This is a genomic window from Mycobacterium colombiense (assembly GCF_001953985.1).
GTDB lineage: Bacteria > Actinomycetota > Actinomycetes > Mycobacteriales > Mycobacteriaceae > Mycobacterium > Mycobacterium colombiense_B.
In genome coordinates this window covers 228,438-243,497 of sequence record NZ_MBEI01000051.1, presented here as the reverse complement: position 1 = coordinate 243,497, position 15,060 = coordinate 228,438, and the positions used below count along the sequence as shown (strand labels likewise).

Sequence of the window (15,060 nt, the reverse complement as noted above, 5' to 3'; positions counted from 1 at the left end):
TGGTGTCGAAAAACGGCCAGCGTCGGTCGATGCCGGGCGGTTTAGTAGGGACCGAACACAACGACGGACGGGCATCGGCGGGGAGTTCGCAGCGCCATGACACAAACCCTGAGCTTGCGCGACGAAGCCATGTGCGCGTTCGTTTCGAGCCTGTCCCGATTGCACCCGACCGCGCCAACCTGGTGCCCGGGCTGGAGCGCCCACGACCTCACCGCGCACGTCACGGCGGCCGCGCAGGAACGTGCCGACCTCATCGACGAACACCTGGCCGGCAAGCCGACCCGGGCCACACGCTCGTGGGAAGTGCGGGAGCCGCCGTTTCGGGCGATGCCCGATGAGCTGCTGCGAGAATGCCTGCTGGAACACGCTGTTCGCTTCGAATCGAAGGTCGCCGCACTCGGCGATGGCGACACGATCGTGTACACCGGATGGACGATGACCGCCGACCGCCTCCGCATGCACAGCCACAGCGAAGCGGTGTTGCATCGGTGGGATCTGGTGGGCGACGACGCCACCAGCATCCGGTTGCTCGCAGACCCGGCGATGGTCACCCACGCACTCGCTGCGTTCGACGCCTTGCCCGCGATGACGGAATCGCGGCGCTGGCGTGACGGCAACGTACTTTCGCGGCCGCTCGTGCTGCGGTGCGCGGGAAGGCCCGACGTGGTTGTGACGCCGGGCGGGTCGGCGCGTCCAGCCGGCGACGGCGCGTTGATCGAGCTCGAGCGCCACGAGCTCCCCCTGGTCCTCTGGGGACGCCTACCGCCGCGGCTGCGGGACGCGAACGTCGGCGTGCAGACGCTAGACGATCTCCTGCGTCACCTCGTCATTCACGCGTAGTTGCGGACAGCCCAGCCCCTCGGGCAGGTGGTGAGTCGCCACCACCACCGTCCGCTGTGCGGACATCAACCGCGAATCCGGGGCCAACAGGTCGCGGAGAATCTGTTCGGCGTCGGTGACATCGAGGTGTTCGGTGGGCTCGTCGAGCAGCACGATTCGCGTGGGCGATATCATCGCCCGGGCCAGCAATAGCCGTCGGCGCTGGCCGGCCGAAAGGGCTTGCGCCCCACCGGTGAGCAGCGTGGACAAGCCGTCGGGCAGACCGGCGAGCCAGGCGCTCAGGCCGACCGCGTCCAGTGCTGCCGTCAATTCGTCGTCGGGGCAGTTTCCGCGGGCGACCAACAGGTTGTCGCGGATGGTGGTGGCGAAGATATGGGCGTCCTCGGCGAAAAACCCGATCGCGCTGCGCAAGTCGGCCTCGCCGAACTCGTTCACCGCGGTACCGTCCAGCGTCACCCGCCCGTCCAAGGGCGCCAGCAGCCCCGCGAGCGTCATCAATAGTGTCGTCTTGCCGGAACCGCTGGCGCCGGTGACGGCCAGCCGCGCACCCGGCGGCAGATCCACCGCTACCCGGGTCGAGCGTGCCGCGCCGTCATGACCGGAACGCACGTCGGCCGACAACCGTCCGGTGCCGACCGGTGTGGGCGCGCTCGCCGTCGCGATCTCGGGCCCGGGCGGGGACAGTTCGAGCAGGCGGCGCGCGGCGATCCGCGACCGCGTCAATTGCACCGCAGCGGCCGGTAACGGCGTCATCGCCTCAAAGGCGGACAGCGGCAGCAGCATCAGCACGGCCAGCGTGGTGGGCGCGACCGCGTGCGCCAATCCGATCCCGCACACCACCGCGCCCAGCACGCTCGCCCCGATCGCCGCGGTCGGCATCGCCTCGGCGATGGCCGCCGGTTTCGCGGCGGCGTCCAGGGCATCGCCCCAGGCGCGTTGCCGGCGTTGCGATTCGGCGATGACATCGGGTAGCAGGCCGGCGACCCGAAGCTCAGGGGCATGCTCGAGGGCGACCATCGCGGACGTGTCGCGTTCGGAATGATGCTGGCGCGCAACATCTTCCTGGGCTGCAGCGGCCCGGCCGGCGATCCGGGGCGCGACCAAGCCGGCGATCAGCAGGCAGACGGCCAGCACCACGGCCGCCGCCGGCGAAATGGCCGCGACGACCGCGGTTGCCGCCAGCGCCAGCACCACCGCGACCCCGGTCGGCACCAGGGCGCGCACCACCACGTTGGCCAGCTCGTCGACGTCAGTGCCCACCCGCGCCACCAACTCACCGCTGTGCAGCCGGACGGCGGCCACCGCCGGTCCGCGCGCCAGCCGCCGGTAAATCTCCACCCGCGCGGTGCCGGCCGCGCGCAAGGCCGTGTCGTGGGTGGCCAGTCGCTCGCAGTAGTGCAACACGCCGCGCGAGATCGCGAACATCCGAACCGCGACCGCCGCCACCGACAGGTCCAGCACAGGCGGCATCTGCCAGGCCCGCGTGATCAGCCATGCCGAGACACCGGCCAGGGCCAGCGCACTGCCCAGCGAGAGCACCCCGAGCGCAATCGCCGCCAGGACCCTGGGCAGCCGAGGGCGCAGCAGTGTCCAAGCGTCCATGAGCGGATCACGCCGGGGCATAACGCACCCCCTGGTCGGCGACGACTTCGATGACCCGGTCGCCGATGGCCACCACCGGCGCACGGTGGCCGACGACGATCACGGTCGCACCGGCCCGGGCCCGCTCGACGATGGCCCGCAAGACGCGGTCCTCGGTGGCCGCGTCCAGGTGTGCGGTCGGTTCGTCGAGCAACAGCACGGCGGCCGTCGAGCCCAGCGCACGGGCCAGACCCAGCCGTTGCCGCTGCCCCAACGACAGCCCGACACCGCCGCGCCCGAGCAGGGTGCCGCCACCGTTTGGCAGCTCGGCCAGCACTGCGTCGAATCCGGAATCGGCACAGGCCTTTTCGGTGTCGTGAAGATCTCCGAGCAGCTTCAGGTTGTCCTCGACGGTGCCCGGCACCAGCACCGGTCGTTGGGGGAGCCAGGACAGCTGCGCCCACCAGCCGGCCGGCTCCAGGTCGGCGACGTCGACACCGTCCACCACGACGCGGCCCGACGAGGGCACGCTGATGCCGGCGATTGCCTGCAGGGTGGTGCTCTTGCCGGCACCGTTGCGCCCGGTCAGCACGGTCACCGAGCCGGGTTCGATGACCGCGCTCAGATCGTGCGGCGCCCGGCCGTCGCGGCCGTCCACGGCCAGATGGTCGAGGCGAATCCGCGCGCCGCGCCCGGTGACCGTCTGAGTCCCGGCCGTCGACGCGGTCGGCTCGCCGATGAGGGCGAACGCGGCGCCGGCAGCGGCCCTGCCGTCTTGCGCGGCATGGAATTCCACGCCGATGCGGCGCAGCGGCCAGTACACGTCCGGCGCCAGCAACAGGACGGTCAAACCCGTGGTCAGGGTCATCTCGCCGAACACCAGTCGAAGGCCTATTCCGACGGCGATCAGCGCCACCCCGAGCGTGGCCAGCAGCTCCAGCACCAGGGCCGACAGAAACGCGATCCGCAACGTCGCCATGGCCGAGCGGCGGTGCGCCGCAGCCAGTTCGGCGATGCGGTGTTCGGGTCCCGAGCTGCGGCCCAGCGCGCGCAGGGTGGGGATGCCGGCGATCAGGTCCAGCAACCGGGCCTGCAGCGTGGTCATCGCGGCCAGCGCCGCGGCCGACCGGTCGGCAGTCGCCAGCCCGATCAGCACCATGAAGATCGGTATCAGGGGCAGCGTGATCGCCACGACCACCGCGGATTTCAGGTCGTAGGACGCGACCACGGCGACGGTAGCCGGGGTCAGGATCGCGGCGAGCATCAACGTCGGCAGGTAGCCGGTGAAGTAGGGGCGCAAGCCATCGAGCCCGCGGGTGACGACGACCGCGGCGGTGTCGCGCTCCGTCGCCAATTCGCTGGGTTGCCTGGCGGTCACCGCGGCGAGCACCTGGCCGGACAGATCGGCGATGACCGCGCTGGCTCCCCGCTGCCCCAGCCGGGCCTGAAGCCAATGCGTCGCCGCGCGGACCACCCAGAGCGCCAACAGAATTGACAGCGGACCCAGCCAGACGTGCAGGCCCCGGGCGGGCTCGCCGACGACGCGGGCGACGACACGCGCCAAGACGATTGCTGATCCGATCGCGCAGCCGGAGATCACCACGCCGCAGCCCACCACGGCGACCAGGTAGCGGCGCACCGCCGCCGATGCTCGCCACAGTCTCGGGTCTAGCGGCGCGCGGCTGGTACGGTCCGTACCGCTCAGGACGGGCGCCTTGCCAGTCCGACCGGCGCGGGTATCCGGTCGGCCGAGATCCGTTGCCGGAAGATCCAATACGACCAGGCTTGGTAGATGACCGTCAGCGGGGCCATGAACGCCGTCACCCACGTCATGACTTTGAGGGTGTAGTGGGTCGAGGAGGCGTTGTAGATGGTCAGGCTCCACTGCTTGTTCAGCGTCGAGGGCACCAAGTTCGGATACAGCGAGCCGAAGAGCAGGATCACGACGGCCGCGACCACCAGCGCGACGCAGGTGAACGCCCAGCCGTCGGATGCGCGACGCCACACCAGCAGCACCGCCGCCAGTTGCGCCAGCACCGCCACGGCCAGCACCAGCCAGGTCCAGTCTTTGCCATGAGCCAGCTGCGTCCAAAGTCCAAATGCCGCAACCAGTCCGGTGACCGGAAGCGATAGCCAGACGCCGAACCGGTAGGCGTCCTCGCGGATGGCGCCGGAGGTCTTCAACGCGACGAATGTCGCTCCGTAGAACAAGAACAGTCCGGCGGTGGCCAGGCCACCCAGCAGCGTGTAGGCGTTGAGCACATCGGTGATCGAGAGGTGAATGTGTCCGTCGGCCCCGACCGGGAGCCCACGCACCAGGATGGCGAACGCGACGCCCCACAAAACGGCCGGCAGCCAGGATCCGGCCGCGATGGCGGCGTCGGCCCAGCCGCGCCATTTGGTGTCATCGATCTTGCCGCGCCACTCGATCGCCACGGCGCGCACGATCATGCCGAAAAGTATCGCCAGCAGCGGCAGGTACAGCGTGGAGAACACGGTGGCGTACCAGGCGGGGAACGCGGCGAACATCGCCGCGCCGCCGACGATCAGCCAGACCTCGTTGCCGTCCCACACCGGTCCGATGGTGTTGAGCGCCGTGCGGCGCAGCGGTTCGGGTTCGCCGATCCCGACGCGGGCGAACGGCTCCATCAGCATGCCCACGCCGAAGTCGAAGCCCTCGAGGATGAAGAAACCCAGGAACAGCACCAAGATGATGCCGAACCACACTTCCTGCAGTCCCACCGTCGCAACTCCTTTCGGCGTCGGGTCAGCCCTCGTCAGTACGCGAAGGACAGAGGTGCGACCTCGTCATCGCTGGGCGCTTGTGGGGGAGCGGGTTCCGCGTCGTGTTCCAGCGGCCCTTCCACGGTGTACCGCTTGAGCAGGAAGAACCAGAGGACCGCGAGCACCGCGTAGACGAGGGTGAAGGTCACCAGCGAGGTGATAACCATGCCGGGCACGTGATGCGACACCCCTGCGCGGACAGTCATCCGAATCAATTGATCCCCAGTGGGATTGGGTGCCACCACCCAGGGTTGGCGGCCCATCTCGGTGAACACCCACCCCGAGATGTTGGCCAGAAACGGCGTGGGGATGGTGAGCAGGGCGAACCAGGACATCCAGCGGCGCTGGGGTGTTCGCCCGCCGCGGGTGACCCACAACACGGTCAGGGCGAACAACACCGGGATCGCCAGGAATCCGATCATGGCCCGGAAGGACCAGTAGGTGACGAACAGGTTCGGCCGGTAGTCGTCGGGTCCGAAGCGCTGCTGATACTCCTGCTGCAACTCGTCCACCCCGCGCAGCGTCACGCCGCTGAACTTGCCCTCGGCCAGGAACGGCAGCACATAGTGCACCTTGATGACCTCGGCGACGCTGCCGCAATTGTTGTGCGTTCCGATCGTCAGCACTGAGAAGTCGGGGTCGGTCTGGGTGTGGCACAACCCTTCCGCCGACGCCATCTTCATCGGCTGCTGGACGAACATCAGCTTGCCCTGCCGGTCACCGGTGAAGAACAGGCCGACGGTGGCGAGCAGCACCACCCCGCAGCCCAGGATGGCCGCCGGACGAAACATGGTGCGGGCATCGGTTTGCGCCTCGGGCGTGGTGGACCCCTGCCTGCCTGAGCGCACCATCCACCACGCACTGACCGCGGCGACGAAGGTGCCCGCAACCAGGAGCGCCCCGGTCACGGTGTGTGAAAACGCCGCTTGGGCAGTGTTATTGGACAGCAGGGCGAAGATGTCGTCCAGCTCGGCGCGTCGCGTCGCCGGGTTGTAGTGCGCGCCGACCGGGTGCTGCATGAACGAGTTCGCCGCGATGATGAAGAACGCCGACGCGTTGACGCCGAACGCGACGATCCAGATGCAGGCCAGGTGTATCAGCTTCGGCAGCCGGCTCCAGCCGAAGATCCACAACCCGATGAACGTGGACTCGAAGAAGAAGGCGAACAACCCCTCCATCGCCAGTGGCGCACCGAAGATGTCGCCGACGAACTTCGAGTACTCCGACCAGTTCATCCCGAACTGAAATTCTTGGACGATTCCGGTCGCCACACCGATGGCGAAGTTGATCAGGAACAGCTTGCCGAAGAACTTGGTCAGTCGGTACCAGGCGGTGTTACCGGTCGCCACCCACACCGTCTGCATGATCGCGATCAGCGGCGCCAACCCGATGGTGAGCGGCACGAAGATGAAGTGGTAGACGGTAGTGATACCGAACTGCCACCGCGAAATATCGACGACATTCATCTGTCATCTCCCGAGACTGCGGAGGGCCGATCAACGGCTACGACAGAGTGTAGTAGATGAGTCGGCGCCTCCGCTACCGGCGCCCTTGTCAGGCGGCGGGGGTTTTGGAGGCCTTGCGAATTCCGAACGACGAAATGATCTCGAACACGCCGATGACCACGAACCACGCGCCGACCACGATCGCCAACGTGACGATGGATTGGAACGGCGACGCCAGCACGACGATGCCGGCGATCAGGCTGATCACGCCGACGAAGATGTTCCAGCCCCGGCCCGGCAGGTGCGGGTCACTGACGGCCGAAATCGTTGTGGCGACACCGCGGAAGATGAACCCGATGCCAATCCAGATGGCCAGCAGCAGGATTGCGTATCCCTGACCGAAATGACGGAACGCCAGCAGCGCGAGGATCAACGACGCTGCGCCACTGATGAACAGCAGGACCCGGCTGCCCGCCGAGACATGAAGCGAGAACGCGAAGACGACCTGCGCGATGCCGGTGATCAATAGATAAACGCCGAAGGCGACGGCGGCGACCAGGATGGAAATTCCCGGCCACGCCAGCACCAGGACACCGAGGACAAGAGACAGAATTCCCGACAGCAGAGCGGATTTCCACAGATGCGGCAGCAGGCTTGGAACGGGGTGGGTTCCAGGAGAGCCAGGGGAGATAGTCATGGCCGCAGTCTGGCACAAACGCGAGCCGTGGTACAGGGACTTTCGTCAGACGTGGACCGTGCGTGGATCTGCGGCACGCAGGTCGGTGGGTTCTTCGCCTGCCTTGCGGCCGATTAGATACCAGGTGCGCATAACACCCTTGCCTTTGATCTCGATCCGGCCGCGCTCCTGCAGAACGAAGTCGTGTTTGAGGCGTTCATACATCGCCTCGGGCACCTGAATTCGGCCCACCGAATCGGTGGACTCCATCCGCGACGCGACGTTGACGGCGTCACCCCACACGTCGTAGAAGAACCGGCGCGAACCCACGACGCCGGCCACGACGGGCCCGCAGGCCATGCCCATCCGCAACGGGATGGCCTGGCCGTGTGGATCCTTCAGTGCGGCAGCAACATTGGCCATGTCGAGCGCCAAAGCGGCCAGGGCGAAGGCGTGGTCCGGCCGGGCGCGCGGCACACCGCTGACCACCATGTAGGAGTCGCCGCTGACCTTGATCTTCTCCAGGCCGTGTCTTTCCACCAACTCGTCGAAGGCGCCGTACAGCCGGTCGAGGAACCGCACCAGGTCGGCCGGGGTGGTGCTGCTGGCGCGTTCGGTGAAGCTGACGATGTCGGCGAACAGGACGGAGGCCTCGTCGTACTTGTCGGCGATGACGTTCCGGTCGGCGCTTTTGAGACGCTCGGCGATGCTGCCCGGCAGCATGTTGGCCAGCAGCGCCTCCGACCGCTGATATTCGGATTCCATCACCGTCTCGGCGCGCTGGGTATCACGCAAGGCGTACCACACCGTGATGAACACCATGACGCACGCGGAGATGATGGTGACGACGAACATCATGGACTGCGCCCACGCCGGCACCAGCCCGGTATCGCGGGGAACCAGGAATTCCAGGGCGATGATCAGGCCCGCGGCGATCGCCGCTAAGCCTCCCGCCAACACGATGTGATCAAGCCCCAGCACCAGCACCACCAGGCAGGCGCCCACCACCAAGAAGAACTGGGCGCCCGAGGCCGTTCCCGAGTCCCAGCAGGTGGCGAAGACCGTGACGTAGGCGGCGCCGATAAACGTCAGCGGTGCAACGAGATCACCGAAGCGGTGCAGCCATGGCACACACGCGAAGATCGCGGCCGAGACGACGTTGAGCAGCAGCATCTGCCAGATCCAGGCGCCGGTGACGACCTGAAGTACGACGAAAGTGGTGCAGACTGCCACCGCCAGCCAGGCCGCGATCGTGAGCACTCGATACTCGCGTGCGGCGCTGTCGGCGTAATGCTGATTGCGGTCGCATGACTGGGCCCGCACCGCGGCCACGCAGTCCGGGCGCTCGGAGGAGCCGTCTAGGCGTGTTGGTGGGGCACCACACTTCTTGGCCGCCACGGGTGTAAGCCTAACCGCTGAGCAGCGAATGTTGTCGGCTGCCGGATGAATATTGCCGTTTTCGCTTCCGTAAGTTTCCGAGTCTGATAACAACTTTGTTATCGGGTTGTAATCGGGTTTGCGAATGGATCGTTATGGTTATTTAACACGTGTTCGGCAGGGCTGTTAGACACGTGTTCGCCTCGACTAAGGGGTGCCTGATGACGGGTCTCAAGAGATTCGTTCTTGCGTCAATCCTTGCTCTCACCGCTGTGCTCATGGACGGCTGTAGTGCCGCCTGCAGCGAGCCGAGTTGGCTCCTCCGGGTCGCCGGCGACTCCATCGGCAACGACGCGACGGGGCTGAATGTCTCTGCGTCAGACCAGGTCTGCATCACCCGATCCTTCGGCGACTGAACCGGCCGGTGGGCCTCGGCGAGGGGTGAGGCCCACCCGAACGGTCCGGTCCGCACGGGATTCCCGGGCATTGGCTCACGCGACCGAAGCTGTTGCTGGATGCATTTCGGCGCGTGGCCGCGCGGGCGAAAAAAGAATATGAATTCATTGCGACCTTGCAAATGCAACGTCTTTTCGTAATTGCGTGGAGTTTATTAATTGGCCAGAAACCATACCCTTGGAAGGTATTCCGCTGAATAACAGAATGACTGGTTTGATTAGGGCCGCGGAGGCGCCACTTCGGTACCGGAAAGTGGTCCTGGTACCCGCCCGGCCGCGGCCTCTATGGTGCCCTCGGTGAGATTCGAACTCACACTGTACGGGTTTTGAATCCGTTTCCTCTGCCAGTTGGGATACGAGGGCGCGCGGCCTCCTACCTTAGAGGCAGCCTCCCACCATAGAGGATCAGGAGTGCTCAACTGCCTCACCGCCCCCGAGGTCGCTGGTCTGCGGCGTGCACGACACAATATGCGTCATGACAGGCCCCACGACCGACACCGACGCCGCTGTGCCGCGCCGGGTCCTGATCGCTGAAGACGAAGCGCTCATCCGCATGGATCTCGCCGAGATGCTCCGAGAGGAGGGTTACGAGATCGTCGGGGAGGCCGGCGACGGACAGGAAGCCGTCGAATTGGCCGAGCGCCATCAGCCGGACCTGGTGATCATGGACGTGAAGATGCCTCGCCGCGACGGCATCGACGCGGCCTCGGAGATAGCCAGCAAGCGCATCGCCCCGATCGTGGTGCTGACCGCCTTCAGCCAACGCGACTTGGTCGAGCGGGCGCGCGACGCCGGGGCGATGGCCTATCTGGTGAAGCCGTTCACCATCAGCGACCTCATCCCGGCCATCGAGTTGGCCGTCAGCCGCTTCAGCGAGATCGCCGAGCTGGAACGCGAGGTGGCCTCGCTGTCCGACCGGCTGGAGACCCGCAAGCTCGTGGAGCGTGCGAAAGGGCTGCTGCAGAGCGAACAGGGCATGACCGAGCCCGAGGCCTTCAAGTGGATCCAACGGGCCGCCATGGACCGCAGGACCACGATGAAGCGGGTGGCCGAAGTCGTCCTGGAGACCCTGGATCCGTCCAAAGACGCCTAGGGCTCAACGCCACGGCATCGAGTGTGCGATGACGACACGCCGACGGCAGCGCCGTGAGTGCACACTGAAAGCCGTGGTCGCACAACACCAGCGGCCGTAGGCCCTAGCGCGCGACGATCACCGACGAGCCGTGGCCGAACAGCCCCTGGTTGGCGGTCACCCCGACGGTGGCGTTCTCCACCTGCCGGCCGGTGGCCTGGCCACGCAGCTGCCAGGTCAGCTCGCAGACCTGAGCGATCGCCTGGGCGGGGATCGCCTCGCCGAAGCACGCCAGCCCGCCCGACGGGTTGACCGGGACCCGGCCGCCGATGGTGGTGGCACCGCTGCGCAGCAGCTCCTCCGCTTCGCCCTTGGCGCACAGCCCCAGGTGCTCGTACCAGTCGAGTTCCAGCGCGGTGGACAGGTCGTAGACCTCGGCCAGGCTCACGTCCTCGGGCCCGATGCCCGCCTCGGCGTAGGCCGCATCGAGGATCTGATCCTTGAACACCCGCTCCGGTGCGGCCACGACGGCGGTGGAATCCGTTGCGATGTCCGGCAATTCGGGCAGGTGCTGCGGGTAGCGCGGCGTGACCGTGCTGACCGCGCGTACCGACGGCACGCCCTCGAGCGAGCCGAGGTGCTTGCGGGCGAACTCGGCGCTGGCCACGATCAGCGCCGCGGCGCCGTCGGAGGTGGCGCAGATGTCGAGCTGCCGCAGCGGGTCGGAGACCACCGGACTCGCCAGCACGTCCTCGACCGAGGATTCCTTGCGGTAGCGGGCATTCGGGTTCTGCAGGCCGTGCTGGGAGTTCTTCACCTTCACCGCGGCGAAGTCCTCGGACGTCGCGCCGTAGAGGTCCATCCGGCGCCGTGCCAGCAGCGCGAAGTACACGGGGTTCATCGCACCGATGAGGTGGAAGCGCTGCCAGTCGGGGTCGTTCTTGCGCTCGCCGCCGACCGGGGCGAACGCCCCCTTGGGGGTGGTGTCCGCCCCGATGACCAGCGCGACGTCGCAGAACCCGGCCAGGATGTGGGCGCGGGCGCTCTGCAGCGCCTGCGAACCGCTGGCGCAGGCCGCGTAGCTGGAGCTGACCGGCACGCCGTTCCAGCCGAGCTTCTGCGCGAACGTCGACCCCGCGATGAAGCCCGGGTAGCCGTTGCGGATCGTGTCGGCACCGGCGACCAGCTGGATCTGCTGCCAGTCCAGGCCTGCCTCGGCCAACGCGGCGCGCGCGGCGACCACGCCGTATTCGGTGAAGTCGCGGCCCCATTTGCCCCACGGGTGCATGCCGGCGCCGAGGATGTAGAGCGGTTCCGGAGCGCTCATGAGGCCACCTTCCACGCGTGCACGAGACGTTCGACGCCGTCGGCGTCGGTGAATAGGGTCATGGTGGCCAGCTCCATCTCGATGCCGACCTTCAGGTCGGCGGCCAGCGTGCCCTCGACCACCTTGCCGAGCACGATGATGCCCTCGTCGGCCAGCTCCACCGCGGCGATGGCGAACGGCTCGAACGGGTCCGCCGCCGGGTAGGGTGCGGGGGGTGGATACCGGTTCTCGGTATAGCTCCACAGCGTTCCCCGGGTCGACAAAGCGACGGACTCTAGGGCGTCGCTGGCGCACGCCGGGTTGGGGCAATTGTTCTCCCGCGGCGGGAAGACGTAGGTGCCGCACTCGGGGCACTTGCTGCCGATCAGATGGGGATTTCCGGCGTCATCGGTGGCGAACCACCCGTCGATCGCGGGTTCTTGACTGGTGACCTCTGGCACTGGGCCAGACTACCCAGCCCAAACGCAAAACTGAAACGTGTTGCAGTTCTCCTGGTGGCATCGGTCGGGGCGCCCAGCCCGTCACACCGGGTGCTTAGAGTGAGAGCCGTGCCCGCCACGAAAACCGCAACGAAGGCCAGCGAGGAAGAAACCACGCCGACGCTCATGCTGCTGGACGGCAACTCGCTGGCGTTTCGGGCGTTCTATGCGCTGCCCGCCGAAAACTTCAAAACCCGCGGCGGGCTGACCACCAATGCGGTTTACGGCTTCACCGCGATGCTGATCAACCTGCTGCGCGACGAAGCCCCGACCCACGTCGCCGCGGCGTTCGACGTGTCGCGGCAGACCTTCCGCTCCGAGCGCTACCCGGAGTACAAGGCCAATCGGTCGGCGACGCCCGACGAGTTTCGCGGCCAGATCGACATCACCAAAGAAGTCCTCGCGGCGTTGGGCATCACGGTGCTGGCCGAGGAGGGGTTCGAGGCCGACGACCTGATCGCAACCCTGGCCACGCAGGCCGAAAACGAGGGCTACCGGGTGCTGGTGGTCACCGGCGACCGCGACTCGCTGCAGTTGGTCAGCGAGAACGTGACGGTGCTGTACCCCCGCAAGGGGGTCAGCGAGTTGACCCGGTTCACCCCGGACGCCGTCGTCGAGAAGTATGGGCTGACGCCCCAGCAGTACCCCGACTTCGCCGCCCTGCGCGGCGATCCCAGCGACAACCTGCCCGGCATTCCCGGCGTGGGGGAGAAGACCGCCTCCAAATGGATCGGCGAATACGGGTCGCTGCAGGCGCTGGTCGACAACGTCGATTCGGTGCGCGGCAAGGTGGGCGACGCGCTGCGCGCACATCTGGCCAGCGTCATCCGCAACCGCGAGCTGACCGACCTCGTGAAAGACGTGCCGCTGGCCCAGACTCCGGACACGTTGCGGCTGCAGCCGTGGGATCGCGACCAGATTCACCGGCTCTTCGACGACCTGGAGTTCCGGGTGTTGCGGGACCGGTTGTTCGAAACCCTGGCCGCGGTGGAGCCCGAGGTCGACGAGGGCTTCGACGTGCGCGGCGGCGCGCTGGAAGCCGGCGAGCTCGCCGTGTGGCTGGCCGAGCACAGCTCGGGGAAGCGCTTCGGCCTGGCCGTCGTCGGTACCCACCTGGCCTACGACGCCGACGCCACCGCGCTGGCCATCGTCTCCGCCGACGGCGAGGGCCGCTACATCAACACCGCGACGCTGGATCCCGAAGACGAAGCGGCGCTGGCGTCTTGGCTTGCCGACCCCGGCCCGCCCAAGGCGCTGCACGAGGCCAAGCTGGCGATGCACGACCTGGCCGGACGGGGCTGGACGCTGGCCGGGGTCACCTCCGACACCGCGCTGGCGGCCTACCTGGTGCGGCCCGGGCAGCGCAGCTTCTCCCTTGACGACCTTTCGCTGCGCTACCTGCGTCGCGAGCTGCGCGCGGAAAATCCCGAACAGCAACAACTTTCGCTGCTCGATGACAACGAGGGCACCGACGACCAGGCGGTGCAGACGCTGATTCTGCGCGCCGTGGCGGTGCTCGACCTGGCCGACGCGCTCGACGAGGAGTTGGCCCGCATCAACTCCACGTCGTTGTTGAGCGGCATGGAGCTTCCGGTGCAGGCGGTGCTGGCCGGCATGGAAAACGCCGGTATCGCAGTCGATTTGGACCTGCTCAACGAGCTGCAAAGCGATTTCGCCCACCAGATCCGCGACGCGGCCGAGGCGGCGTACGCGGTGATCGGCAAGCAGATCAACCTGGGCTCGCCAAAACAGTTGCAGGCGGTGCTCTTCGACGAGCTGGAGATGCCGAAGACCAAGCGCACCAAGACCGGCTACACCACCGACGCGGACGCCCTGCAGTCGCTTTTCGACAAGACCGGCCATCCGTTCCTGCAGCATCTGCTGACCCACCGCGACGCCACCCGGCTCAAAGTCACCGTCGACGGGTTGCTGAACTCGGTGGCCTCGGACGGGCGCATCCACACCACGTTCAACCAAACCATCGCCGCCACGGGCAGATTGTCGTCGACCGAGCCGAACCTGCAGAACATTCCGATCCGCACCGAAGCGGGCCGGCGGATCCGCGACGCGTTCGTCGTCGGAGACGGCTACAGCGAGCTGATGACGGCCGACTACAGCCAGATCGAGATGCGGATCATGGCCCACCTGTCCAAGGACGCGGGCCTGATCGAGGCGTTCAACACCGGGGAGGACCTGCACTCGTTCGTCGCCTCGCGGGCATTCGGCGTGCCGATCGAAGAGGTCACCGCCGAGCTGCGCCGCCGGGTCAAGGCGATGTCCTACGGCCTGGCTTACGGACTGAGCGCCTACGGGCTGTCCGCGCAGCTGAAAATCTCCACCGAGGAAGCCAAAGATCAGATGGAGCAATACTTCGCCCGGTTCGGCGGGGTGCGCGACTATCTGATGGACGTCGTGGAGCAGGCCCGCAAGGACGGCTTCACGTCGACGGTCTTCGGCCGCCGTCGCTACCTGCCCGAACTCGACAGCAGCAACCGCCAGGTGCGCGAGGCCGCCGAGCGGGCGGCGCTCAACGCGCCGATTCAGGGCAGCGCGGCCGACATCATCAAGGTGGCGATGCTCGAGGTGGACAAGGCCATCAAAGCCGCCGGGCTGTCTTCCCGGATTTTGCTGCAGGTGCACGACGAGCTCCTGTTCGAGGTCGCGTCCGGCGAGCGTGAACGGCTGGAGGCGCTGGTACGCGACAAAATGGGCGGCGCCTACCCGCTCGACGTGCCGCTGGAGGTTTCGGTGGGTTACGGCCGCAGCTGGGACGCCGCGGCGCACTAGCGCGGCCGACCGGACCGTGGCCGCGCGCCGAGGCCGGGCGGGTGCATAGTCGCAGCTCAACCCGCCGTCGAGCCTGGTGTCATTCCGAAAAGTTCGCTGGGGATTCGGCGTGGCGTCATGTTCGGGCCGGCCGTTCGACCAGATGCGACGGCGCTGGGTTTGGCCAGCGTGTGCACAGTCGAGTAGCCTCGACAGGTAAATCCTGAATTATCCCTACGACCAAACCTGTCCGGAGCA

11 protein-coding genes and 1 tRNA gene are annotated in these 15,060 nt (G+C 67.1%); 3 read left to right on the top strand and 9 right to left on the bottom strand.

The window, feature by feature from the left end:
• Nucleotides 1-96 precede the first annotated feature (96 nt).
• Complete coding sequence (locus A5732_RS13945) at nucleotides 97-840, top strand: maleylpyruvate isomerase N-terminal domain-containing protein (RefSeq protein WP_076102500.1); 744 nt, start codon at nucleotides 97-99, stop codon at nucleotides 838-840.
• Here A5732_RS13945 and cydC read toward each other — a convergent pair.
• From cydC to A5732_RS13905, 7 genes are all read right to left on the bottom strand, one after another.
• The gene (cydC, locus tag A5732_RS13940; protein WP_076102499.1) at nucleotides 802-2,463 is read right to left on the bottom strand and encodes a thiol reductant ABC exporter subunit CydC; all 1,662 of its coding nucleotides are present in this window, start codon (nucleotides 2,461-2,463) and stop codon (nucleotides 802-804) included. The genes A5732_RS13945 and cydC overlap by 39 nt on opposite strands.
• The gene (gene cydD, locus A5732_RS13935) at nucleotides 2,450-4,060 is read right to left on the bottom strand and encodes a thiol reductant ABC exporter subunit CydD (protein WP_076102498.1); all 1,611 of its coding nucleotides are present in this window, start codon (nucleotides 4,058-4,060) and stop codon (nucleotides 2,450-2,452) included. The genes cydC and cydD overlap by 14 nt, the downstream gene beginning before the upstream one ends.
• Nucleotides 4,061-4,122: 62 nt before the next feature.
• Entirely contained in the window at nucleotides 4,123-5,163 is a 1,041-nt protein-coding gene (gene cydB, locus A5732_RS13930) for a cytochrome d ubiquinol oxidase subunit II (protein WP_076055150.1), read from the bottom strand.
• 35 nt (nucleotides 5,164-5,198) lie between these two features.
• Nucleotides 5,199-6,671, bottom strand: coding sequence for a cytochrome ubiquinol oxidase subunit I (locus tag A5732_RS13925; RefSeq protein WP_076102497.1), 1,473 nt, complete (start codon nucleotides 6,669-6,671; stop codon nucleotides 5,199-5,201).
• Nucleotides 6,672-6,759: 88 nt separating this feature from the next.
• Nucleotides 6,760-7,365: an HdeD family acid-resistance protein gene (locus A5732_RS13920; RefSeq protein WP_372236953.1), complete on the bottom strand. Its 606-nt coding sequence runs from the start codon at nucleotides 7,363-7,365 to the stop codon at nucleotides 6,760-6,762.
• A 27-nt stretch (nucleotides 7,366-7,392) separates the two neighbouring features.
• Nucleotides 7,393-8,724: an adenylate/guanylate cyclase domain-containing protein gene (locus A5732_RS13915; protein ID WP_076055148.1), complete on the bottom strand. Its 1,332-nt coding sequence runs from the start codon at nucleotides 8,722-8,724 to the stop codon at nucleotides 7,393-7,395.
• 720 nt (nucleotides 8,725-9,444) lie between these two features.
• Nucleotides 9,445-9,521 (bottom strand) — tRNA-Leu (locus A5732_RS13905).
• A 112-nt stretch (nucleotides 9,522-9,633) separates the two neighbouring features.
• On the opposite strand from A5732_RS13905, the gene A5732_RS13900 reads away from it, so the two are divergent.
• Nucleotides 9,634-10,251, top strand: coding sequence for an ANTAR domain-containing response regulator (locus A5732_RS13900; RefSeq protein ID WP_064952729.1), 618 nt, complete (start codon nucleotides 9,634-9,636; stop codon nucleotides 10,249-10,251).
• A gap of 103 nt (nucleotides 10,252-10,354) precedes the next feature.
• Here the strand turns inward: A5732_RS13900 and A5732_RS13895 are convergent, their stop codons facing one another.
• Nucleotides 10,355-11,557 (bottom strand): lipid-transfer protein, encoded by a 1,203-nt coding sequence (locus tag A5732_RS13895; protein WP_064952728.1) that lies wholly within the window; start codon nucleotides 11,555-11,557, stop codon nucleotides 10,355-10,357.
• The gene (locus A5732_RS13890) at nucleotides 11,554-11,997 is read right to left on the bottom strand and encodes a Zn-ribbon domain-containing OB-fold protein (protein WP_064952727.1); all 444 of its coding nucleotides are present in this window, start codon (nucleotides 11,995-11,997) and stop codon (nucleotides 11,554-11,556) included. Before A5732_RS13890 ends, A5732_RS13895 begins: the two co-directional genes overlap by 4 nt.
• Before the next feature lie 165 nt (nucleotides 11,998-12,162).
• On the opposite strand from A5732_RS13890, the gene polA reads away from it, so the two are divergent.
• A complete protein-coding gene (polA, locus tag A5732_RS13885) occupies nucleotides 12,163-14,823 on the top strand; it encodes a DNA polymerase I (protein WP_171975022.1) in 2,661 nt (886 codons plus the stop codon).
• Nucleotides 14,824-15,060: the final 237 nt, after the last annotated feature.